Origin of the sequence: Nesterenkonia muleiensis (assembly GCF_003600155.1) — a bacterium.
Taxonomy (GTDB): domain Bacteria; phylum Actinomycetota; class Actinomycetes; order Actinomycetales; family Micrococcaceae; genus Nesterenkonia; species Nesterenkonia muleiensis.
Genome location: NZ_QWLD01000021.1, coordinates 1 through 23,055, shown reverse-complemented (window position 1 = coordinate 23,055; position 23,055 = coordinate 1). Strand labels below are relative to the sequence as shown.

General features: G+C 65.3%; 21 protein-coding genes. 10 read left to right on the top strand and 11 right to left on the bottom strand.

Features of this window, described 5'->3' with window-relative positions:
- Positions 1 to 25: 25 nt before the first annotated feature.
- From DVO78_RS06970 to DVO78_RS06960, 3 genes are all read right to left on the bottom strand, one after another.
- Positions 26 to 1,543: a TIGR01777 family oxidoreductase gene (locus DVO78_RS06970; protein WP_120004100.1), complete on the bottom strand. Its 1,518-nt coding sequence runs from the start codon at positions 1,541 to 1,543 to the stop codon at positions 26 to 28.
- Between the two features lie 42 nt (positions 1,544 to 1,585).
- A complete protein-coding gene (locus DVO78_RS06965; protein ID WP_120004122.1) occupies positions 1,586 to 1,924 on the bottom strand; it encodes a response regulator in 339 nt (112 codons plus the stop codon).
- A gap of 167 nt (positions 1,925 to 2,091) precedes the next feature.
- On the bottom strand, positions 2,092 to 2,631 hold the full coding sequence (locus tag DVO78_RS06960; RefSeq protein WP_120004099.1) for a VOC family protein: 540 nt from the start codon (positions 2,629 to 2,631) through the stop codon (positions 2,092 to 2,094).
- Positions 2,632 to 2,701: 70 nt separating this feature from the next.
- Here DVO78_RS06960 and DVO78_RS06955 point away from each other — a divergent pair, with 70 nt between their 5' ends.
- The 4 genes from DVO78_RS06955 (at position 2,702) to DVO78_RS06940 (ending at position 5,525) form a co-directional block, all read left to right on the top strand.
- On the top strand, positions 2,702 to 3,205 hold the full coding sequence (locus tag DVO78_RS06955) for an NUDIX hydrolase (RefSeq protein WP_120004098.1): 504 nt from the start codon (positions 2,702 to 2,704) through the stop codon (positions 3,203 to 3,205).
- Between the two features lie 12 nt (positions 3,206 to 3,217).
- Positions 3,218 to 3,526, top strand: a complete 309-nt coding sequence (locus DVO78_RS06950) for a pyrophosphohydrolase domain-containing protein (RefSeq protein WP_120004097.1) — start codon at positions 3,218 to 3,220, stop codon at positions 3,524 to 3,526.
- Positions 3,527 to 3,608: 82 nt separating this feature from the next.
- Positions 3,609 to 4,181 (top strand): DUF4269 domain-containing protein, encoded by a 573-nt coding sequence (locus DVO78_RS06945; protein WP_120004096.1) that lies wholly within the window; start codon positions 3,609 to 3,611, stop codon positions 4,179 to 4,181.
- A gap of 78 nt (positions 4,182 to 4,259) precedes the next feature.
- On the top strand, positions 4,260 to 5,525 hold the full coding sequence (locus tag DVO78_RS06940; protein ID WP_120004095.1) for a DUF4143 domain-containing protein: 1,266 nt from the start codon (positions 4,260 to 4,262) through the stop codon (positions 5,523 to 5,525).
- A 15-nt stretch (positions 5,526 to 5,540) separates the two neighbouring features.
- Here the strand turns inward: DVO78_RS06940 and DVO78_RS06935 are convergent, their stop codons facing one another.
- The 8 genes from DVO78_RS06935 to DVO78_RS06900 all read right to left on the bottom strand — a co-directional run bounded on the left by DVO78_RS06935 (position 5,541) and on the right by DVO78_RS06900 (position 14,006).
- On the bottom strand, positions 5,541 to 6,734 hold the full coding sequence (locus DVO78_RS06935) for a uroporphyrinogen decarboxylase/cobalamine-independent methonine synthase family protein (RefSeq protein ID WP_120004094.1): 1,194 nt from the start codon (positions 6,732 to 6,734) through the stop codon (positions 5,541 to 5,543).
- Positions 6,703 to 7,086: a chorismate mutase gene (locus DVO78_RS06930; RefSeq protein WP_120004093.1), complete on the bottom strand. Its 384-nt coding sequence runs from the start codon at positions 7,084 to 7,086 to the stop codon at positions 6,703 to 6,705. Before DVO78_RS06930 ends, DVO78_RS06935 begins: the two co-directional genes overlap by 32 nt.
- A 206-nt stretch (positions 7,087 to 7,292) precedes the next feature.
- A complete protein-coding gene (gene mnmA / locus DVO78_RS06925) occupies positions 7,293 to 8,495 on the bottom strand; it encodes a tRNA 2-thiouridine(34) synthase MnmA (protein ID WP_120004092.1) in 1,203 nt (400 codons plus the stop codon).
- 283 nt (positions 8,496 to 8,778) lie between these two features.
- Entirely contained in the window at positions 8,779 to 10,041 is a 1,263-nt protein-coding gene (locus DVO78_RS06920; RefSeq protein WP_120004121.1) for a DUF58 domain-containing protein, read from the bottom strand.
- A 41-nt stretch (positions 10,042 to 10,082) separates the two neighbouring features.
- Positions 10,083 to 11,096, bottom strand: a complete 1,014-nt coding sequence (locus DVO78_RS06915; protein ID WP_120004091.1) for an AAA family ATPase — start codon at positions 11,094 to 11,096, stop codon at positions 10,083 to 10,085.
- Complete coding sequence (locus DVO78_RS06910; protein WP_120004090.1) at positions 11,093 to 12,301, bottom strand: DUF4350 domain-containing protein; 1,209 nt, start codon at positions 12,299 to 12,301, stop codon at positions 11,093 to 11,095. The genes DVO78_RS06915 and DVO78_RS06910 overlap by 4 nt, the downstream gene beginning before the upstream one ends.
- Positions 12,298 to 12,957 (bottom strand): DUF4129 domain-containing protein, encoded by a 660-nt coding sequence (locus DVO78_RS06905; protein ID WP_120004089.1) that lies wholly within the window; start codon positions 12,955 to 12,957, stop codon positions 12,298 to 12,300. The genes DVO78_RS06910 and DVO78_RS06905 overlap by 4 nt, the downstream gene beginning before the upstream one ends.
- Positions 12,954 to 14,006 carry a hypothetical protein gene (locus tag DVO78_RS06900; RefSeq protein WP_157983901.1) on the bottom strand — a complete coding sequence of 351 codons (1,053 nt, stop codon included), beginning with the start codon at positions 14,004 to 14,006 and terminating at the stop codon, positions 12,954 to 12,956. Before DVO78_RS06900 ends, DVO78_RS06905 begins: the two co-directional genes overlap by 4 nt.
- A gap of 137 nt (positions 14,007 to 14,143) precedes the next feature.
- Here DVO78_RS06900 and mtrA point away from each other — a divergent pair, with 137 nt between their 5' ends.
- The 6 genes from mtrA to secA all read left to right on the top strand — a co-directional run bounded on the left by mtrA (position 14,144) and on the right by secA (position 22,858).
- Positions 14,144 to 14,827 (top strand): MtrAB system response regulator MtrA, encoded by a 684-nt coding sequence (gene mtrA, locus DVO78_RS06895; protein WP_120004087.1) that lies wholly within the window; start codon positions 14,144 to 14,146, stop codon positions 14,825 to 14,827.
- Positions 14,805 to 16,595 carry an MtrAB system histidine kinase MtrB gene (gene mtrB / locus DVO78_RS06890; RefSeq protein ID WP_238385183.1) on the top strand — a complete coding sequence of 597 codons (1,791 nt, stop codon included), beginning with the start codon at positions 14,805 to 14,807 and terminating at the stop codon, positions 16,593 to 16,595. Before mtrA ends, mtrB begins: the two co-directional genes overlap by 23 nt.
- On the top strand, positions 16,595 to 18,340 hold the full coding sequence (locus DVO78_RS06885) for an LpqB family beta-propeller domain-containing protein (protein ID WP_120004085.1): 1,746 nt from the start codon (positions 16,595 to 16,597) through the stop codon (positions 18,338 to 18,340). The genes mtrB and DVO78_RS06885 overlap by 1 nt, the downstream gene beginning before the upstream one ends.
- 64 nt (positions 18,341 to 18,404) lie before the next feature.
- The gene (locus tag DVO78_RS06880; protein WP_120004084.1) at positions 18,405 to 19,280 is read left to right on the top strand and encodes a ComF family protein; all 876 of its coding nucleotides are present in this window, start codon (positions 18,405 to 18,407) and stop codon (positions 19,278 to 19,280) included.
- A 120-nt stretch (positions 19,281 to 19,400) separates the two neighbouring features.
- Positions 19,401 to 20,129 carry a ribosome hibernation-promoting factor, HPF/YfiA family gene (gene hpf / locus DVO78_RS06875; RefSeq protein ID WP_120004083.1) on the top strand — a complete coding sequence of 243 codons (729 nt, stop codon included), beginning with the start codon at positions 19,401 to 19,403 and terminating at the stop codon, positions 20,127 to 20,129.
- A gap of 131 nt (positions 20,130 to 20,260) precedes the next feature.
- Positions 20,261 to 22,858, top strand: a complete 2,598-nt coding sequence (gene secA, locus DVO78_RS06870; protein WP_120004082.1) for a preprotein translocase subunit SecA — start codon at positions 20,261 to 20,263, stop codon at positions 22,856 to 22,858.
- The last annotated feature ends 197 nt before the right edge of the window (positions 22,859 to 23,055 follow it).

Below are 23,055 nucleotides of genomic sequence, written 5' to 3'. Positions count from 1 at the left end.
CGTGGCGGGACCACGCTATCAGCGCTCATCGGCCCAGGAGGTGGTGGAGTGCTTCGGGCAGAGCGGGGTGCCGAAACGCGTAGCCGGCGCCCAATGCCTTCTCGGCACTGACACGCTGATCTGCCTGGGCCAGTTCCTTGGCCCCCTGCTTGCCCAACAGCAGCTGGGGGCCGAAGGCCGGAACCGGGATGGCCGATGGCCGGCGCAGCACCGCCGCGAGGGTCCGGGCGTACTCTTTGGCGGTGACAGGTTCGGGGGCCACACCGTTGACAGGGCCCTCGGCACCGGGGCTCAGCGCCAGGTGGACGATCAGCGAGGCGATGTCGTCAATGCTGATCCAGCTCTGGTACTGGTCATCTCCCAGCGGCCCTCCGGCACCGACGGCGAAGAGGGGAAGCATCTGGGCCAGCACTCCGCCCAAGGGCGACTGGACGATGCCGGTGCGGATCAGGGCTGTGCGCACTCCGGCCTCCTGGGCCGGGGAGGTCGCCTCCTCCCACTGCCTGCAGACATCGGCCAGGAAATCAGTGCCAGGACCGTGCTCCTCGGTCAGAATCTGGTGGCCGTGCTCACGGTGCTCAGCGGATGCGCCGTAGAATCCGATCGCGGAGCCGCTGACCAGCGCACGGCCGCGGGAATCCTCCCGCTCCAGCGCGGCCAAGGCTTCAGCGATCAGTGTGGTCCCCTCCACCCGGGAGTCCAGCACCGCTTTCTTGTGCTTGTCGGTGAAGCGCCCCATCAGAGGATGGCCCGCCAGGTGAATCACCGCATCCACCTCGCGCAGATCTGCCGGATCAAGCCTGCCGGCATCCGGGTCCCAGCTGATCTTCCCGCGCGCGGAATCTGCGGCCCCGGATGTGCTGCGCACCAGTGTGCGGACCTCGATCCCTGCCCCGCCGAGCAGTGCACACACCTGCCTGCCGATCATCCCCGATGCCCCGGAGACGGCGACGACGCCCAGGCCAGCAGCCGCAGTGCCGCTGCCCTTCTGCTGTGAGTCCAGTCCGTGATGACTCTGGTGGAACGCCAGGTCAGCGGTGGTCTGCCGGGTGCGGAAGTCGAAGATGCGCCTCAGCTCCGTCTCGAACTGCCGGTGGATGACGTCCTGTCCCGCCCCGGGCAGCCGTCCGGTGACCGGCAGCTGGTAGGTGAGCGTCTCCCGGAGCACCGTGCCGGCGCCGTCGTCCTCGAAGTGCCGTTCGTGGCGCCAAGACTTCGCAGGACCGGAGAGCATCTCGTCAGTCATTGAGCGGCCGGGCTGGTAGTCGGTGTGCCGGGCTCGCCACCTGACCCAGCTGCGCAGCGGAAGTGAGGTGGCATTGCCCAGCAGATCAGCGATGGCACTGAGACTGGTGCCCAGCAGACCGGGAAGATTGATGCCCAGGGTGGACTCTGAGCCGGGCTTCAGGCCATCTGTGGGCTCATCGACCACCCTTCCGGCGAATGGAGGATGGAGCCGGACCAGCGCACCGGGCCGCTCATACCAGCTGAAGACGTCCTCTCGGGCAAAGGGCAGGTGAGACTCGTAGCTGAGGACTGGCATGATGCCTCCATGAGTTTGCGGGCGAGATGGTCGGAGCGATGATCAGCGGGGCACACTCAGATTCGGCCGGGGGCCCTCCAGGCGCGCTACCGCGATCTTCACTTCGGTCACCTCGCCCCGCAGCCCATCGATACGCTCGTTGACCTTGTCGAACCGTTCATCAACCTTGTCAAACCGTCCGTCAACCTTGTCGAACCCCGCGTTGACACTCTCGAACCGCGCGTCGACGCCGTGGAATCGCGCGTTGACGCTGTCATTGAACGCGTCGAACCGGTCGTCCATTCGCCGGATCACCCAGGCGAAGCCAGCAAAGAAACCGCCGCCGAGTGTCACCAGCAAACTGGCGGCAGCGATCACGATCGCTATCACTTCAGCCGACATGTACATGCCTCCATTCTGCCCTAACTCTCAATGCCTATGCCACAGAATCTACGGCACGTCTCCCTGGTCTGGAAGAGGGCCCCGCATCCTGTGGATAACCCGGCAATCGCGGTTCTGGACATCACACCCTCCTCTGAGAGATCAGAGCACGGGGCGCTGCCTGCCTGTCATCGGTGTGGACGAGGATGTCGCGGGTGCTGTGACCGCGGAGCGTGGGATTCGGCGTCCCTCTGCTCCAGCTCGATGACCGCACCCATGTTCTTGTCATGGAAGCGTACGACGACGCTGGCTCCGGTGAATTCCAGCAGCCGGTTCCGGGCATTGCCGCGGTTATCGAAGTCCAGGTGCCGGTGGCGGCGTCGGAAACTCTGAATGCCGGTGCGCACCACGAACTGCAGGTGCCTGATGCCCTCACCCTCGGTGCCGGTCTTCGGTTGAGGCAGTTCGACGAAGCTCGGAGCCCAGCCGTCGGTCTCCAGGGATCTGCGGAGCTCGAAGACGGCGATCAGCCGGCCGTTGACCTCGCTCTCACAGATCAGCTCACCCCATGCGGCCAGCTCCTCCTTGACCTGGGTATAGCGGTCATTGCTCGGCACCTGCAGGCAGACGGTGTCGTTGTGCAGCACGTCTTTGTGCACCCCGAGCTGCTCCAGAAGCGCGGCGGAGCTGCGGAGATACCTGCTGTAGAGCCCTCGAAGGTCGATCATCGGTTGAACCTATCAGGGGCCGGTGCGCCGTCGTCGTTCTGCCGCACAGCTGCGGGTACTCTTCAGAGCGATGAATGGGCTGATGGAGTATGCGGCGGGAATGAAGAAGCAGTTCACGGCCACCGGCTATGTGGTCAACCGGGACCGGAGCCGGATGCTGATGATCTTCCACAACACGCTGGGCCTCTGGCTGCCGCCGGGCGGCCACGTCGATCCCGATGAGTTCCCCGGTGACACCGCAGTGCGCGAGGTCCGGGAGGAGACCGGGCTGGATGCCCAGCATGCCGGGGCGCATACGCTGGACCTAGGGCTTGACACCCAGACCGAGGCGCAGCTGCCTACACCCTTCGCCATGGCGGCGCAGCTCATCCCTGAATCGCAGAAGGACGTCGAGCACATTCACATGGACCTGATGTACCTGCTGGTGGGGGACGACGGCGCCGGGCTCACCGCACTCGAGGCCGAAGTCCAGGCAGCCCGCTGGTTCACCAAGGAGGAAATCCTCCACGGCCTCCACACCCCCGACAGTGTCCGCGCCTTCGCCCGGCAGCAGTTGGCTGAGGGTTCGGCATGAAAGGCTTGCCAGATGAACATCGCAGAGCTGACAGAGCGCGTAGAGAAGATCTCCCACGGATATGCCGAGCAGTTCGGGATCGACCGGACTGATGAGTGGTTCATCCTCAAACTCCAGGAGGAGATGGGCGAGCTGGTGCAGGCGTTCATCGACCTCAAGGGGATGGGCCGGGAGCGCGGCCTGAGCGCTCAGCAGAAAGAAGCTGCGCTGGCCACCGAATGCGCCGATGTGCTGGGCATGCTCCTGCTCCTCGCCCGCAACGAGGGCGTCGACCTGGGCCGGGCCATGCAGGAGAAATGGCTCCAGTACGAGGCGCTATGAGCGCCTAACCATACCCGGTCGCAGCAGAGGAACTTAGCACCGCATCAGCTCAGGTCCAGCACAGCGTGAGTAGGGTAGAGCTGTGTCCCAGTCTGTGGAAGAGGTCGAGCATCAGCTGTTGAGCGCCGACTACCTGCGGAACGGGTACCGGCGCCAACGGTCGGCCGCCGAGACACTTGACCAGCTTGGCGTTGACAGTCTCCTAGGCGTCGAGGAATGGGCGCTGGCGGGCACAGTGCCGCTGAACGTTGACCTCCCGGGATCTGACCTGGACGTTCTGGTCCACACGGTCAACCCGGAAGCAGTACGCGACGAGCTCTACGCCAGGTTCTCAGAGATGCCCCGATTCAAGGTATGGGAGCACAGCACAGAGCCCGGCGCGTGGTGTGTGGCCTTCGATACCCAGCAGTATCCGGTGGAGTTCTTCATCCAAGCAGTACCACTGCGCCAACAGCGCGCATTCCGGCACCTGGTGGCCGAGTACCTGCTCCTGCAGTGCCACGGCGGAGACCTCCGCCAGCAGATCAAGGTTCTCAAAGCCTCAGGCCTGAAGACCGAACCCGCGTTCGCCAAAGCACTGGGGCTCTCCGGCGACCCCTACCTGACCCTGCTGGACCCTACGTTCTTCCTGCACGTCAAGTCTAATGAGTGTTGAAAGTTATCAACACTTAATGCTGAAAGTTATCAACATTAGGTGTTGAAAGTTATCAACATGTTGTGGTGCACTTGAAGCATGTATATTGAGCGGTCTCTGCAACACAGAATCGTTGAGTCGATGGGTGCTATGCCGGTGGTTGTGCTGCACGGTGCACGTTCAGTGGGCAAGACCAGTCTTATCCAGCGACTCAAGGAACAAGGAGTTCTCGCGGCAGCTGTGAGTCTCGCGGACACGGACGTCTTACACCTGGCGCGGCAAGACGTCCTCGGCTGGCTGCGGGCGCTTCCCCAACCGTTTGCCGTTGATGAGGCCCAGCTCCTTCCTGAGCTTCCGCTAGCGTTGAAGAACTATCTCGACGAGACCGGCGACGGCGTGCAGGCGCTGTTGACCGGTTCAGCGCAGATAGGCCGAAGCGGGCTTGGCGGCTCTGATCCGCTGGCGGGCCGGACCATGACCTTTACCCTCCCGCCGTTGACGGAGGCTGAGCTGCTGAGCTCGAACCCGAAGGGCTGGTCGGTAGTCGATCAGATGTTTCGTTCACAGCCTCGTCTGGGTCATCGTGCCGAGGAGGCGTTTTGGTGGCATGACGCAGTCCTGTACGGGGGGCTGCCGCGCACCCGTACCATGAAGCTCAGCCGCGCACTGCTGCGGGACCAACTGGCTGCGGCGATGGATGCCATACTGACCGACCACGTGTTGCCCGATGAGCGTTTCGACGTCGGCAACGCGCGGCGGGTTCTTGACTATGTGCTCCGGCATCCTGCTGGTGAGCTGAAAGTCCAAGTCATCGGCAGGGAGGTCGGACTCGACCCGCGGACTGTGGACCGGTACCTCGATGTGCTGGAACGTCGATTCCTCATCACAGAGCTGCAGAACCTGCGCCCGCCTGCGAAGAAGACACCCCGGACCACCGCAAAGGCCTATCCAGGAGATATCGCGTTCTCCGCACGCGCCCACAATGTCTCAGATGTGGGGCAGCAGCCTGACCGGGTGCGCGGCGGACTGTTCGAGGCGTTTGTGGCTCAACAGCTGACCTCGCACTGTATGTGGGCAGAGACCCGATCCACGCTCTGGCATTGGCGGCAGGTCAAAAGCGGTCGTGCAATCGAAGTCGACCTCGTTCTCGAAGACACCGGCGGCAATCTCCTCGGTATTGAGGTGAAATCCGGATCATCGGTGCGCGCAGACGCGGCCAAAGGCCTCAGGGCGCTAAGAGATCAGTACGGCGACCGCGTCGTCGGCGGGTATGTCATCACCAGCAATGCCCAGACGATGCCGATGGGCAACGGCTGGTGGGCAATTCCAGCGGATGCCCTGCGTGATCACACAGCCTGGCAATAGCCACTCATCACGTTCTCAAGCAGTCGCGTGATCGGTGAGCGCCTCGGCGGTGTCGCGCATGCGGGTGAGTGCGCGCATGGCGGCGGCCTCGCTCATCTCCGCAGGCAGGTGCCGGTGAGCTGTCCCATAGGGGGTGACCGTAAAAGCAGACAACGACGACGCCGGCATCCCCAGCCGTTGCCAGGGGCCGGTAATGCGTGCGGTCAGCTGAGAGACCTCCGGCAGCACAGCACCTCCAGCCGGACCCGCACCTGGTCGCAGCAGTCCCGCCAGCAACTGCGCCCCGGACTCGACAAGCTCCGCGGCGCGCTCCCAGTCCGGAGTTCCGGCCCGGTGCACCGTCAGGGCGAACCCGTCCACCGTGCTGCCGCTGTGCCCGCGGAAGTCCTCCACATGTTCCGGCTCCATCGGAGAGCCCAGGTCGAGGAGAACCTCATCGACACCGGCCTGCCGTGCCGCGGTAATCACCGTACCGAGCAGCTGACGGGACTCATCCCGTGGCAGCGACCGGATGGTCTGATAGCCGCTGACGGTGGGGACCTCGCCGGTGCGAACGCGCAGATAGTCCGGCTCGAGCAGCGCAACGGTCAGTGAAGAGGGCTGCACCGACCGGCGCACATGCCGCAGATGCTCGGCCAGGCCGGCTGCCAGAGATTCGGCCAGATCCCGGCGCGCACCGTGGTCGATGAGGACTTTCTCACCGGTGGGCAGATGCAGCTGCGCGGCCAGGCTCACCGGCCCCAGAACCTCCAGGGTGAGAGGCGCGGGCGCGTCGTCGTGGTCCAGTCCGGCCTGCTCCCCGCGCACATCGGCCAGGGTGTCCACATCGGCGCCCAGCAGTGTGGCGGCACGCAGATGATCCGCTCCGGGACGCTGCACCAGCCGCCAGCCGTAGGAGGTCAGCTCGGCATAGAGCTCACTCAACCGTGCGACCGACCGGCCCAGCAGCGAGCCGCGATGTCCGCGCCCGGGCAGCTCCAGCAGCGCCGAATGATGCGGTGCGGTGAGCTCGGACTCCATCAACTCCGCTGCGCGCCGAAAATCCCGCCCGGGAAACACCCCGGGGGCTGCGAAACGAACAGTCACAGCGCCCTGCTCGGCAAACCCGGTGATGAGCCGGTGGAGAGAGGGCCCGAAGAGCGGTGCAGCGGAGACCGGCCACCGGCCATCGGCCCGGTCATTTCTGCGAAGCCCAGTCGAAGGGAGCATCTGGATCCGTGGGGGTGGGAGCGGCGGTCTCCGAGATGGCCTGGTGGTGGCGGATGACCTCCTCAATGATGAAGTTCAGGAACTTTTCGGCGAATTCCGGATCCAGATGCGCATCGGCGGCAAGACGCTTGAGCCGCACAATCTGTGCCTTCTCGCGGCCAGGATCTGCCGGCGGGAGCTTGTGCTTGGCCTTGAGCACCCCGACCCGCTGAGTCGCTTTGAAACGCTCCGCCAGAAGGTGCACCAGCGCGGCGTCGATATTGTCGATGGAGGAACGCATTGCCAGCAGTTCTGCCATCAGATCGGGATCTACGTACTTGGCGGCATCCCCTGCCCGCGGATCAGTACTCATGAGACCAGCTTACTGAACACAACAGCCGTGTGCGTGGGTCAGTGGGCAGCTGGTGTGGGGCACCCGCTCTGCTCACTGGCCGAGTATGTCGCTAATTCTCAACAATTCCGGGTGAATTATGCGCATAATCGGCCAGTCGATTCCCGGGCGCTGCGTGTGGATGAACAGACAGCGGGCCGTCGGTGAACGCTGCTGCAGTCGGAGGCTCAGAGGGGCTGGTAGTTCCTGGACCGGGCCGTGGCAATAGTGGCCTGCCCCAGCACCCGAGTGTCCTGGTACATCACCGCGGTCTGCCCGGGGGCCACCCCTTTGAGCGGTTCAGCAAGCTCGACGATCAATTGAGGCGGGTGGGGACCGGGCATGCTCGAAACTTCGGAGCCGGTTGAAGATGGTGACGACGGAGTCGGAACAACCGCCTGGCCGGCGTCGTCGGACTCTTCTACCCGGGCTCGGGCAGGCACCGGGTCGGCGTGGGCGCGGATCTGCAGCTCGATGCCGAACCACTCCCCGGTGGCTGCCTCAGCCACCGGCCTCCCTGCCCAGGAGAGCCGGACACCGGTGATCCGGTCGATCTCCAGCAGCTCCTGCGAGCCTGCCACCACCGTGTTCTCCTTAGGACGAATCTCCAGCACGAACCGCGGCTTGCCATCGGGGGCCGGCCGGCCCAGCTTCAAGCCCCGCCGCTGGCCCACCGTGTAGGCCTGGGCGCCGCTGTGCTCACCGATCTGGGTTCCCGTCGCGTCCAGGATGGGCCCGGGCTCCATCTCGATCTGCTCGGCCAGCCAGCCCCGGGTGTCGCCGTCGGGGATGAAGCAGATGTCATGAGAATCCGGCTTGCTGGCCACCGACAGCCCGCGCTCAGCGGCCTCGGCGCGCACCAGCTCCTTGGACGGGGTGTCGCCCAGCGGGAACATGCAATGCGCCAGCTGGTGCTCATTGAGCACACCGAGCACATAGGACTGGTCCTTGGTCCAGGTGGCTGCGCGGTGCAGCTGGCGGCTGCCGTCGTCGCCCTCGATGATCTTGGCGTAGTGGCCGGTGGCCACGGCGTCGAACCCCAGCGCGATCGCCTTGTCCAGCAGGGCCTCGAACTTGATCTTCTCATTGCAGCGCATGCACGGATTCGGCGTCCGGCCGGCCGCATACTCGGCGATGAAGTCGTCCACCACATCGGCCTTGAACCGCTCGGAGAAGTCCCAGACATAGAACGGGATGCCCAGCACCTCGCAGGCCCGCCACGCGTCAGAGGAATCCTCGATGGTGCAGCAGCCTCGGGAGCCGGTGCGCAGGGTCCCGGGCATACGCGAGAGCGCCAGGTGAACGCCCACCACCTCATGACCGGCCTCCACAGCGCGCGCTGCGGCCACGGCGGAGTCGACGCCGCCGGACATCGCTGCAAGAACCTTCATGGACACCTACGGTACGGAAGTCAGGGAGCACAGGACAACAAGGGAAGGTGCTAGGGGAGGGCACCAGCCGGGTATAACGACGTCGCCCGCGCTGGCATTCCTGCCCCATCCCCGTCCTCCTCCCGTTGACTGGCCGCGTATGACGCTAATTCGGGCTCTCACCGAGTGAATTAGCGTCATACGCGGCCAGTGGATGCTGGTGGTGTGGCGTGAGCTGGGAGAGCACGACGACGCGCCGCCGCGGGCAGCACGCACAGCCTGGTGAGGAGGAGCGCCTGCCGCCTCAGAGCTTGCCGGTGGCTTTGAGCCTGATGTAGCAGTCGGCCAGGGCGGCCGGCAGCTGATCCGGCACCGCCTGGACCACGTCGACTCCCATGGCGCCCAGCTCGGCCGCCGCCGCCTCAGCTTCGATGATGGACCGTTCGGCAGCCGCTGCGGCGTAGACCCCGCTGACGGTCCTCCGGTCTGCCGCTTGCTCGACCAGCTCGGGGCTGCGGACCGAAGCCACCACGACCCGGTGCTTGGCAGTCAGCGCCGGCAGCACAGGCAGCAGGCCCTCATGCAGCGAGGGCGAGTCCACAGCGGTGAGAATGACCACCAGGGACTTATGAGCAGTGATGGCCGAGACTTCACCGGGAAGCTGGGAGAAGTCTGCCTCCACCAGCGCCGGCTCCACCCTGGAGACCGCAGTGCTGAGCACATTGAGGAAGATGCCACGTTCGGAGGACGAAGCCCGGGCGGTCACCTCCCGGGCGAAGGACAGGAACTCCACCCGGTCACCGGCGTGGGAGGCCAGCGCACCCAGCAGCAGGGAGGCTTCGATCCCCGCGTCCAGTCTCGGCTCGTCGGCGATCCGGGCAGCAGAGGTCCGTGAGGCGTCCAGGCAGAGGATCACCCGCCGGTCACGCTCCGGCCGCCAGGTGCGCACCACCAGATGCTGACCTGCCGCGTCCTGGCGGCGGGCGGTGGCGCGCCAATCGATGGAGCGCACATCGTCGCCACGCACATAGTCGCGCAGCGAATCGAACTCGGTCCCAGCACCGGGCAGCTGTACCGCGGTGGCGCCATCGAGCTCCCTCAGCCGCCTGAGCTTGGAAGGCAGATGCTTGCGGGAGGCGAACTCCGGCAGCACCTGCAGGGTATGCGGTACCCGGTGCACCACCTGCCGGCCGGCCAGGCCCAGCGGCCCCACTGAGCGTATGCTCAGGTGTTCGCTGCGAAGCTGACCACGGCGCTGCGGCACCAGCTGCACCTGCATCAGCTCGGAACCTTCAGGGCCGATCCGCAGCCGCTGCAGCCCGTTGCGGGCCCCTGCGGTGGGCTGCCAGCCATCCTTCGCCCAGCCGCGCAGCGCCCGGGCCCCCAGATTCTCCAGCCGGGTCACTGCCGTGGCCTGCTCACCGATCCGGGTCGGCCGGGTCTCCTCACGCACCACCTGCACTTTCCGGGGGGAGGCGCAGGCGAAAAAGTCGACTAAGACGGCAGCCGCCAGCAGGCCCAACCATACCCAGAACCACCCGGGGACGAGCACCACGAGCACGGCCATCGCCAGGGCCGCCCACAAGGTCCGGTAGGTCAGCACGGCGCTTACCTGGGCACGGTGGTGGAGGTCAGGATGCCCTGCAGCACGTCATCGGCCCCGGCACCGTCCATGGAGGCCTCCGGGGTCAGGGCCACCCGGTGCCGCAGGGCCGGCAGAGCCAGCGCTTTGACATCGTCGGGGGTCACATAGTCCTTGCCCGAGAGCCACGCCCAGGCCTTGGCCGAATTCATCAGGGCGGTGGCGCCGCGGGGAGAGACCCCCAGCTGGAAGCTGGGCGCCGATCGGGTGGCCCGGGCGATGTCCACGATGTAGCCGATGACCTCTGGGGCGATCTGCACAGTGCTCACCGACTTCCGGGCGGCCAGCACATCGGCCAGGTCAGCCACCGGGCTGACTCCTGCGGCAGCCAGATCGGAGGGATTGAACCCTTCTGCGTGCCGACGGATCACCTCGATCTCCTGGTCGCGTTCAGGCAGGGCCAGCTCGACCTTGAGCAGGAACCGGTCCAGCTGAGCCTCCGGCAGGGGGTAGGTGCCTTCGTACTCCACGGGGTTCTGGGTGGCTGCCACCAGAAACGGGTCAGGCAGGGCCCGTGCCGCGCCGTCCACCGAGACCTGCCGCTCCTCCATGGCCTCCAGCAGCGAGGCCTGGGTCTTGGGCGGAGTGCGGTTGATCTCATCGGCCAACAGCAGATTCGTGAACACCGGCCCCTCACGGAAGGTGAAGTCCCCGGTGGTGGAGTCATAGACCAAGGAACCGGTGACATCCCCGGGCATCAGGTCCGGGGTGAACTGCACGCGGGCGGTGTCCAGCCCCAGGGAGGCGGAAATGGAGCGCACCAACAGTGTCTTGGCCACCCCCGGCACACCTTCGAGCAGCACATGACCGCGGACCAGCAGTGCGATGATCACACTGGAGACGGCAGCATCCTGCCCCACCACTGCCTTGGCGACCTCATCGCGCACCCTGGCCAGCCGGCCGCGCAGCTCATCAGCGGAGGCCGCACCCTGCGGAGGATCAGCCGCGGGTTCAGAGTGTTCAGGCGGGTGTCCGGTCATTCAGAACTCCTTTGCATTCGTACTGCTCGGGTGACCTTATCCTCCAGACCTGCCAGGGTCTGGGCAAAGGTCACCAGATCATCATGGGTGGAGACTCGCGCAGGCTCCGCCACCACACTCGCGTCCTCGCCGGTGGTCCGCGCGGCAGCCTCAGCGATCTGGCCAGCTTCCGCGCCGCGGCCCAGGCGAAGCAGCCTGCTCAGCCGCAGCAGGTGAGCGCTGCGCAGCACTTCGGCGGTCTCGGCCACCGCATTGGCCCGCTGATACAGCCGGCCCCTTCCGACGGTGGCCTCAGCGGCGGGCACCACCACGGGCACCGGTTCGCTGACCACCGGTCCGTACCGTCTGCCGGCGGCCAGAAGCGCCACCGCAGCGCAGAGGAGCAGCCACCAGAGCAGCGGCCAGAACCATCCGGGCAGGTAGTCCAGCGGGGAGCCCCACTGGTCCGCACCCACCGTGTCGGCACCCGACGGGGTGTACCAGATCACGCTGTCAGCATCCGCTGAGCCAGTCCCCGCCCCCAGCAGGCCCAGTGCCAGGGCCGCATTGCCCTGCTCGGTGATGTTCTGGTTGGTGAAAGCCTCCGGGGCGGTGAACATCAGCCCGTGCGAGGTCTCCGAGAGCACGAACGCATCCTCGCCCACCGGGAAGCAGCCGGAGCCGGTGTGCAGCGAGCCCCCCGAGGCGCGGAGGCTCTCAGCGGTCTGCGCCGCCGGGTGCTCGCAGCCGGTCCCGGCCTCCACGGTCTCTTCTGTTCCGGCCGGCCCCGCCGGGAGGCGCGGCCCGGCGCTGACCTCGCCGTCCAGCACTTCGGTGAGCAGCCAGGTCTGCTCGCTGATCCACAGCACCTCGCGGCCGTCTTCCCACTCAGCGGCCAGTTCCTCGGTGAACCGGTCCTCCGGCAGGAACCCGCGGAGCAGAACGACGACGCCTGCATCAGGCTCACGGACCATCAGCTCCCTGGCTGCCTGTGCTGAGTAGGTGCGCTGGATCTCCAGGCCGTGGTCCTCCAGCACAGTGCTCAGGGCCGCATAGCCGTCCAGGTCGGTGTTCTCGGTGCCGTAGGTCTCGCTGTCGCCGGTCTCGATCAGCTGAGTCACCAGGGCCACCACCAGCCCGAGGCCCAGTAGCAGGATCCAGAACTGCCACCTGGAGGCTGCTCTGCGCACGGCTGCAGGCGCTGAGGCCGCGGTGGGGGCGCTCACCGCGGCACCGCCGGGGCAGGATCGTTCGCTGTACCTGCTGAACCAGGAGCGGCTGTCTGCAGATGCACATCCAGCCGACTCACATAGTGGTAGTCGGACTCGGTCAGACGCGCAGAGCCGTAGGCCGAACGGTTGAACTTCTCGGCAGCCTGCTGAAGCTCCTCGGCGTGCAGGGTGTAGGAGGTGCTGAGGGCCTTGGCGATCTCTGTGGCGGTGCGCCCCTTCTGCACAGGCACCACGCCCCGCTCCTCGGCATCGCGCACCAGAGCCCGGAAAGCATCTTTGGCTGCAGCGTTGAAGTTCCCGGCCTGGGCGTGCTCCCAAGCACGGCTGCGCAGCAGCTCTGCCTCCACCTGCGGATCGATGTCCACCACCTCCTCCACACCAGAGGCACGCTGGAGGCGCGGGCGGACCACCAGGATGGTGATCACTATTGCGGCGACCACCGCAGCCAGCACCAGCAGCGGCCCGTAGGGCACCTCGAAGCCGCCGATGGAGAAGACACGGTCGCCCAGCCAGGCGAACGCCTCGTCGATCGCCTCGCGCAGCGGACCGGTGAAGGGGCGCTGATAGGCACCGTCTCGCAGCTCCTCTTCCAGCAGCCGTCGGGCGCCGTCACGGTCGTAGAGTTCAGCGGTGAGGGAACCGGGGCTCATCGGGGCTCCTCGGTCCGGCCGTGCCGCAGATGAGCGCTGAAGTGCTCGGGGGAGGCCGGCAGCTCGGTAGGTGTTCCGGCAGCGTCCAGCAGCATCACGTCCAGCGCCTCTCGGCGGAATCGGGCGTTGAGGTACATCAGGCTGATCAAGGTGCCCACAAGGGCTATGAGCAGCGTGTTGAGCACCATGTCGTAGAGCTGGGTCAGGCCCAGCAGCGCCAGCATCAGCACCCCGTCCTGACCCTGGGGGGACTGCCAGGCGATCTCACCGCCCACACCTGTGACCACCCCTACGGGCAGGGCTGTCACGAGCATCACCACGCCCAGCATCAGGTACACCAGTGCGACGGCACCGATATGCCGCCACCACAGCCCTCGGTTGAGGGCGAAGGAGCGGGCGACGGCGCTGAAGGCGTTGCGCCGCTCCACGACCACCAGCAAGGGCCCGAACATGAATCCGGCCGTCAGCCAGCACATCAGCAGGAACAGCATCGGCAGCACCACGATCAGCCCAATGCCCATGGTGATCACGATCAGCAGCACCGAGGCTGCCATCGCCAGCGCCCCCGCCACGCCTGCGCCCACCATCAGCAACACCAGGTGCAGCACAAGCCAGCCCAGCCGGCCGGCGCGCATGCCCACCGTCTGCCGCAGCGTCGTCGGCAGGCCGTAGGCCGCACGCAGGGCAGGTACGGCCAACAGCCCCAGCGAGATTGCCATGACCAGGATGCCGACGAAGGAGCTGGCCATCATCATCACCACCACCCCGCCTTCGGTGAACATCGCCAGCGCCAGCTCCTGGTTCTCGAACGCTGCCGGATCGGTGAGCATCCTCAGATAGGCGTCGGATGGCATCACCATCAGAAGCAGCAGGGAGACTAAAAAGCTCAGCGCCGACGCCAGGAAAGGCAGCCCCAGAGCAGCCCTGGGATTGCGGCGGATCACGGAGAAAGCACCCATGAAGACCTCATCCTGGGCCAGCGGCCGCAGCGGATAGACCGCACCTGGACGGGCAGAAGCGACCGCGGACGGCGTCGTCGTCGTGCTCATGCCACCCCGCTTCTCCACGATCTCACCCATGTCCGGGTACAACTCTACTGCCTCATATATCCTGGGAGATCAATGGGTGCGCGCGGGTCTTCGGCGGCGCACTCTCCCGGGTCAGCAGGAGCAAGGAGGACCAGCCTATGAAGGCCAAGATACTAGTGGTCGACGACGATGAGGCATTGTCCGAGATGATCGGCATTGTGCTGCGCAATGACGGTTTCGAACCCACCTTCTGCGCCACCGGCGACGGCGCGCTGGAGGCCTTCCGGGCCGCTGACCCCGACCTTGTGCTGCTGGACCTGATGCTTCCGGGCAAAGACGGCATCGAGGTCTGCCGGGAGCTCCGGGACGAGGCCGACACCCCCATCGTGATGCTCACCGCCAAGTCCGATACCGCCGATGTGGTCCGCGGCCTCGAGGCCGGCGCCGATGACTATGTGCCCAAACCGTTCAAGCCTGCTGAGCTGGTGGCCAGGGTGCGGGCGCGGCTGCGCACCCCCGAACCTGTCGCCCGCCCCGACGGGGAGACGTTGACCATAGGAGACCTCTCCATTGACGTGGCTGGCCATGAGGTGCGCCGCGGTGACACCAAGATCTCGCTGACTCCGTTGGAGTTCGACCTGCTCTCCACATTGGCCAAGAAGCCCTGGCAGGTGTGGAACCGGGAGATGCTGCTGGAGGAGGTCTGGGGGTACCGGCACCAGGCGGACACCCGGCTGGTGAATGTCCACGTCCAGCGCCTGCGTTCGAAGGTGGAGAAGGATCCGGAGAACCCGGAGATCATCCAGACGGTGCGGGGTATTGGCTACAAGGCCGGTGGTTGAGGAGTACCGCACCATTACTGACCAGAGCACAGAGTCCGCTGCGGGCCAGCCGGCAGACGATGCCCACGACACTGCTACCGCTGCCGTTCCGCAGATCACCTTCGGGCGGCGAGTAGGCAGGCTGTCGAAGTTCTGGGCGCGCTCGCTGATGATGCGGGCGGTCTTCTTCACCGGTGTGATCACGCTGGTCGGTTCCGGGCTGATCGCCTACTTTCTGGTTCAGCAGGTCACCACCGGCCTCTACCAGGAGCGCATGGACCAGGTGCAGGCAGAGGCCACGGCCGAGCTCGACGAGGCCCGCAGGTCATTCGAGGTGATCGAAACCTCCGAATCGGCCAGCGTGGAGGAGGAGGTGCGGGAGATCTTCGACAACGTGGGCGGGTCCTCGGCCCTGCGCCGCGATATCGTCTTTATGCCCCTGGAGGAGGGCGTTGAGCATCTTCCGGTGATGCCGGTGACCACTCAGCGGATTTCCCAGGACGTGATCAGCCCGGAGCTGCGCAATGCGGTGCTGGCCAGTGGGGCGGAGCGGCTGAACTGGCAGCCTGTGGGCATCCAGACTGAAGAAAACGCAGTGCTGCCCGGGGTGGCCTTCGGCGTCAGCATCCAGATGCCCGCCGGCCCGCTCTATGGGATTTTCCTGGTCTACGACTTCTCATCGGTGCAGGACAACGTCAACCTCGCGTTCCGGGTCTTCGCCATCGCCGCGGCGGCCATCCTGATCATGAACATGCTCATCGCCGCATGGGTGGCGCGGTCGGTGGTCAGACCGGTCTCCCAGGCGGCGGAAGTCTCCGAGCGGATCGCTGACGGTCAGCTGGATCAGCGGCTGGCGGTGGTCGGCGAGGACGAGATTGCCAGGCTGGGCCTCTCCTTCAACCGGATGGCCTCCACCCTGCAGGAGCAGATCACCCAGCTGGCCCACCTCTCCCAGATGCAGCAGCGCTTCGTCTCAGATGTCTCCCATGAGCTGCGCACCCCGCTGACCACGGTCAGCATGGCCGCCAGCACGCTGTATGAGTCTCGAGAGGGGTTCGACCCCATCAGCCAGCGGTCCACCGAACTGCTGCACCACCAGGTGGAGCGCTTCGAGGCGCTTCTGGCCGACCTGCTGGAGATGTCCCGCTTCGACGCTGGGGCAGCGGAGCTGGCGCTCTCCGAGGTCGACCTCTGGGCCCTGGCCGAGGATGTGCTGACCGCCGCGGTACCGCTTGCCGAGCGGGCCGGGGTCGCACTCCACATGGTGGTGCCGGAGGACAGCAGCGACTTCATCGCCGACGTTGACCGCCGCCGCGTTGACCGGATTCTGCGCAACCTGGTCAACAACGCCATCGAGCACTCTGAGGGGCAGCCGGTGGACCTGATCCTGAAATCCAGTGACACTGCGGTGGCGGTCGCTGTGCGGGACTATGGTGTGGGGATGTCTCCCGATCAGGTGGCCCATGTCTTTGACCGTTTCTGGCGCGCGGATCCTGCCCGTGCCCGCAGCACCGGTGGTTCCGGGCTTGGCCTGGCCATCGCCACAGAGGACACCCGGCTGCACCAGGGAAGTCTCGACGCCTGGGGCCAGCAGGGTCAGGGGTCGTGCTTCCGGCTGGTGCTGCCGCGCCGCCAGGAGGTTCCCTATGGAACCTCCCCGTTGCCGCTTCCGCCCAGCTACGGGGTCCATCAGCGCAACCAGATCAGCGCAGAGGCAGAGTTCATCACCGGGGAGATCGCCCACGACAGGGTCACCGAGCAGGCTCTCTACCGAAACGGTGGCCACTGATGCGGGACCGCGTGTGGCGCTTCCTCGGTGTACTGGTGACATCTGTCCTGGTGCTCACTGCCTGCGCGCCCACCCTGCCCATTGACGGTGAGGTGGGCTCTGCCGAGGTGTCAGAACGTGAGGCCCCTGACTACGGCCCGGATCCGCAGCCCCCGCAGCCCGGTGCGTCTCCTGAGGACATCATCGAAGGGTTCATCGACGCAGGAGCAGGGGCCGCCGATGATCACGCGGTGGCCAGGGAGTACCTCACCGAGGAGTTCGCCGGCCAATGGGACCCGCGGAACCAGACACTGGTCTACTCCGAGGGGAACATCAGCATCGACGCTGCCGGTGAGTATGTGTACAACGTGCAGCTGAATGTGGACGCGAGAGTAGACGGCAGCGGCAGCATCATCCGGTCGAACGACCCCACCAGTGAGACCTTTGAGGTCGAAGAGGTTGACGGTGAATGGCGGATCAGCAACGCCCCCGATGCCAAGATCCTCGACGAGGTGGCCTTCGATATGGTGTACAGCGAGTTCACGCTGTATTTCTACGATCCGCAGCGGCGCTACGCAGTCCCGGATGTGCGCTGGTTGCCCAACCTGCCCAGCCAGTCCACGGAGCTGGTCAACCGAGTGCTCACAGGCCCCGTGCCGTGGCTGGCGCCTGGAGTCATCTCCGCCTTCGGCGAGCCTGAGGAGGAGAACGGCGGGGTGGGCGCATCCTCGGTGACGGTGAACGAGAATGTCGCCACAGTCGAACTGGACTCGTCGTTGACCGCTGGAGTCAGCGACGACGAGCTGGCGCTGATGCACCACCAGCTGAGCATGGCGCTGCACCAGCTGAGCGCAGTGCACCGGGTGGAGCTGACCGTGGGCGGGGATCCACTCGACGTTCCGGAGAGCGAGCAGATTGCACAGATCCAGAGTGACCCCAGCGCCTTGGAGCGGCAGATTGGAGTGCAGGGTGACCAGCTGATCTGGCAGCTGAGCACAGACACCTCCACTGTGCCGGGAATGCCCGACCTCAGCGGGATCCAACCCAGGTTCCCTGCGGTGTCCACCGAGGCTGAGGGTGAGGTGGTCGCTGTGATGTCCGGCGATCTCGACGCGCTCTACCACGTGCGCACCGACGCCTCTGAGCCCGAGCTGCTGGTGGAGTCTGAGACGATGACCAGACCGTCTATGGACAACTTCGGCTGGACCTGGACGGTGACCCACGATGAAGACGGAGAGCCGACCATCCGGGCTTTCAACTATGAGGATCCTGAGGAAGGCTCCGTGGCAGTGACCGCAGACTTCATCGCGGGCAGGGAGGTCACCTCCCTGCGGATCTCCCAGGACGGTACGCGCGCAGCACTGGTGGTGGACGATGCCGGGGTGCGCAACCTCTATATTGCTCCAGTGCAGCGGGAGGGTTCCGCCGGCGCTCCCTGGAGCTTGGGCCAGCACCACCGTCTTCACCCCGACGACGCGGTAGAGATCGGTGAGGTCCGCTGGTCGAATAACGATGAGGTGTTCGTCTGGAGGCCGCAGGACTCGGACGACGAGGTGGAGCCCAGGTACATGCAACGGATCAATGTCTCCGGCAGTGCAGAACCGCCATATGAAGCGGTCACGGGGGTGCTGAATGTCTCCGTGGGAGAGGGGCGGGATTCGGTGTACCTGGAGCAGCAGGACTACGGCATCCTGCAGTTCGTCGGGGACTCACCTCATCAGCAGGAGATAGACGACGACGTCCGGGACCTGAGCTACTCGGGCTAGCACGTTTTCCACAGGCTTGGGCCGGGGCTGGCGGCTGCTGACCCGCCTCCGTCATGCTGAGGGGATGGCCGAACGTGGGAATCGACTGCTGAGCGGGCTGGACCGGCTCTGGTTCTCCGGAGCAGGCGCTGCTCTGCGCAGCGCTGCCCATCAGACAGCGGACCTGGTGGCTCCCACATGGTGCGTGGGCTGCCGGGCCTCCGGCACTGACCTGTGCGGAGACTGTCACCATGATCTTCGGCTGCTGATGCGCCGGCCTTTCCGCGCCGAGGGCGGGGCTCAGGCGCTGCCCGTCCTGGAGGCGGACCGCACTGGTGTGGATGTGCTGCCGGTGATCAGCGCTGCACGTTACCGGACACTGGTGGCCGACGTCGTCGTCGCTTTCAAGGATCACGAGCGGGTCCGTCTGTCCCGTGTTCTGGCGCCGGCGCTGGCAGGGGCTGTCTGCGCGGCAGCAGGTGCGGTGCTCCCGAGGCCGGAGGCGCTGCTGATCTGGCCCCCGGCCTCGCCGCGGGCACGGCTGCGGCGGGGGCGGAGCCCTCTGCAGGAGCTTCTCGGCGAGGCGGAGACCGGTCAGGTGCTTCCGGCCGGAATCACGCCGGCGGGTCATCTGCTGCGGCATACCGGGAGCGTTCTGGAGGCCCTGCCAGGACGCTCGGGGCAGAAGGGCCGTTCCAAAGTCCTGAGGCGGAAGGCCATGTCACAGTTCGGCCTGGCCCCGGGGAGCCAGCCGCGGCTGCAGGGAGCTGATGTGCTTCTGGTTGATGATGTGCTCACCACAGGAGCCACACTTCACGGGCTCTATGGTCTGCTGGCCGCCGCCGGGGCTGCGGTCCATGGCGCTGCGGTGCTGGCCGCGGCTCCTCAGGCTGAACCTATTTGGGGAGTCACGTCAGCTCAGCGACGAATTGAGGACCGGGACTTCCGAAATCGGCGGTGACGGAATACGGTGAAGTATGGGTGCATAGAATAGAGACCCATCGCAGCGACGGTGGGCTCAGCGCAGAGTCCTCGAGCCGTTGTTGTGACAACCGCAGGACGGACGCCAAGGAGGACCATCATGACTCTGCAGACCACCTACACCGGCCGCAACATCACCATCCCCTCAGCGTTCAAAGAACATATTGAGTCCAAACTCGACAAGGTCGAGCAGCTCTCGGACAAGGGACAGCGGATGGAGGTCAAGGTCTCCAGCAGCAAGGCTCACCGCCGCTCCGACACCACGATCACCGTGGAGCTCACCGTCATCGGCCGTGGAAAGATCATCCGTTCAGAGGCTCAGTCCGAGGACAAGTTCGCTGCCTTCGAAATCGCCTGGGACAAGCTCTGTGAGCGGCTTCGCCGCACCCGGGACAAGAAGAAGTCTAAAGCCCGCGGCAACGGCACCCTCGGTCAGCCCGCCCAGTCGGTGGGCCAGGCCCTGGCCGGGCTGACGCCGGTGGACCCCGACCGCCCCCTCTACGAGCAGGTCCTCGATGCCGAGGCAGCCGACGATCTCCCTCCGGAGACCGATGACTGGGAGGAGCCCATCCGCATCCGGCGAAAGGTGTTCCCTGCCGAACCGATGACCGTCGACGCCGCCGTGGACGCCATGGAGCTGCTCGGGCACGACTTCTACCTCTACATGGACGCAGAAACCCGCCAGCCCTCTGCTGTGTACCGCCGCCGCGGGTGGACCTACGGGGTGATCTCGCTGGATCCGGAGCGGCAGGCGGAGAGCTCTGAGACCGAGGAGCGTCCCTACCGAGCTTCCAACGGGACCACGCTGTCCCACGTGAAGGTCGGTTAGAGTCCTGTCTCACCAGCGGGGCACACTCTGTCGAAGTGCCCCGCTGGTGGGTCACAGGTTAGCCCAGACGGGCTTACGGGCATACACTGGCATGTTGACGATGTAGACACTCTCACGGAGACGCCGCCTTTATGCCCACTCTGCTCGAAAAAGTCCTCAAGACCGGGGAGAAGAAGATCCTCAAGCGGCTGCGCGGTTATGCCGATGCGGTCAACCTGCTAGAGGATGAGTTCAAGGAACTCTCTGACGCCGAACTGCGTCAGGAGACCGAGCGCTTCAAGGAGAGACTGGCCGAGGGCGAATCTCTGGACTCACTGCTGCCAGAGACTTTCGCCGCAGTCCGGGAGGCTGCCGACCGAACTCTGGGGCAGCGCCACTACGATGTGCAGATCATGGGTGGCGCGGCCCTGCATCTGGGCAACATCGCTGAGATGGGCACCGGTGAGGGCAAGACGCTGGTGGCCACGGCTCCGGCGTACCTCAACGCGCTCTCCGGCAAAGGCGTGCATGTGGTCACGGTCAACGACTATCTGGCCAAGTACCAGGCCGACCTGATGGGCCGCGTCTATCGGTTCCTGGGGCTGACCACCGGGGTCATCGTGAACAACCTCAAACCCGTTCAGCGGCGTGAGGCCTACGCCGCGGACATCACCTACGGGACCAACAATGAGTTCGGCTTTGACTTTCTGCGGGACAATATGGCCGCCTCGCTGGACGATCTGGTGCAGAGAGGGCATCACTACGCGATTATCGATGAGATTGACTCCATCCTCATCGATGAGGCCCGTACCCCGCTGATCATCTCTGGTGCGGCCAGCGGTGATATCTCCCGCTGGTACACCGATTTCGCGAAACTGGTCCAGACCCTGAAGAAGGGGGAGGACTACGAGGTCGATGAGAAGAAGCGCACCGTCGGGGTGTTGGAGACCGGGATCGACAAGGTCGAGGACTATTTGGGCATCGAGAATCTCTACGAGACCCAGAACACCACGCTGATTCAGTACTTGAACAATTCCATCCGCGCTAAGGAGCTGTACAAGCGCGACACCGACTACGTGGTGGTTGACAACGAAGTTCACATCGTTGATGAGCACACCGGACGTATCCTCAAAGGCCGCCGCTACAATGAGGGCCTGCACCAGGCGATCGAGGCCAAGGAAGAGGTGCGCATCAAGCCGGAGAACCAGACCAGGGCTACCGTGACCCTGCAGAACTACTTCCGGCAGTATGCAAAGATCTCCGGCATGACAGGTACCGCCGAAACAGAGGCGGCTGAGTTCATGTCCACCTACAAGCTGGGCGTCGTCCCGATCCCGCCGAACCGGTCCCGGCAGCGGCTGGACCACAACGATGTGGTCTACCGCAATGAGGTCGTCAAGTTCGATGCGGTGGTCAAGGACATTCTCGAACGGCACCGCAAGGGCCAGCCGATGTTGGTTGGCACAGAGTCGGTGGAGAAGTCCGAGTACCTCTCCAAGCTGCTGGCCAAGCAGGGCATCCGCCACGAGGTGCTCAATGCGAAGAACCACGAGCGTGAGGCTGCGATCGTGGCGCAGGCAGGACGCAAGGGCGCGGTCACCGTGGCCACCAATATGGCCGGCCGGGGTACCGACATCATGCTCGGCGGCAACGCTGAGTTCAAGGCCGTCCACGAGATGGAGAAGCTCGGCCTCGATCCTGAGGAGCAGGCCGAGGAGTATGAGGCGAAATGGGATGAGGTCTTCGCCCGTGCGAAGGCTGAGACCGAGGACGAGGCTGAGGAGGTCCGGGCATCCGGGGGTCTCTATGTGCTGGGGACCGAGCGCCATCAGTCCCGCCGTATAGACAACCAGCTGCGCGGCCGTTCCGGGCGCCAGGGCGACCCCGGAGAGTCCAGGTTCTACATTTCCTTGACCGATAACCTCATGCGCCTGTTCAACCAGCAGGCTGCCCAGCGGCTGATGCAGTCTTCGGTGCTCGACGACGATGTGCCGGTGGAGCACAAAATGGTCTCCGGCGCCATCGCCTCGGCCCAGCAGCAGCGGGAGTCTCAGAACACCGAGCAGCGCAAGAACGTGCTGAAGTACGACGACGTGATGAACCGCCAGCGGGAGGCCATCTACTCCGACCGCCGCCGGATCCTTGAGGGCGACGACGTCCATGAGAAGGTCCAGTACTTTATTGAGGACGCGATCTCACTGATGATCGATGAGAAGACGATCGCCTCATCCTCTGAGGATTGGGACCTGGAGGGCCTCTGGGAGGAATTGGCTGACCTCTATCCCATCACTCTTGAGATTGAGGATCTCATTGAGGAGGCCGGCGGGATCGACCAGCTCTCCGCGAAGCTGCTCAAGAGAGAGATCATCTCCGACGCCAAGATCGCCTACGAGGCCAAGGAAGCAGAGGTTGGCGCTGAACCGTTGCGTCAGCTTGAGCGCCGTGTACTGCTGTCGGTGATCGACCAGAAGTGGCAGGACCACCTCTACGAGATGGATTATCTCAAGTCCGGGATCGGTCTGCGCTCAATGGCTCAGCGTGACCCGCTGGTGGAGTACCAGCGAGAAGGCTATCTGCTTTTCCAGGCTATGGCTGAGGAGATCCGTGAGGATTCGGTGCGCAAGCTCTTTCAGGCGGAGATCAAGGCGATTACCCCGCAGGGTGAAGCCCCCGCCCTGCCAGGTATCAAGGATGGCCGGGTGGCCGCAGCGGGAAAGTCTATTCAGGTCCCCGGACTGAAAGACTCCTGAGGAACCTGACGGTTTCAGCGCCGTAGGCGCGACACCACCTTCAGGCATGAAGGCGAGCGCCAGCTCGCCGAGGCGGCCCCTGACCTCCGGGACACGCGCAGACGCTGGAGCGGTTGTGCGGGCCAGGTCAGGGACTGAGCGGGCTTGGCCCGCCAGCGGGACCCACTTCAGGCGTGATGGCGGGCGTGAGCTCGCCG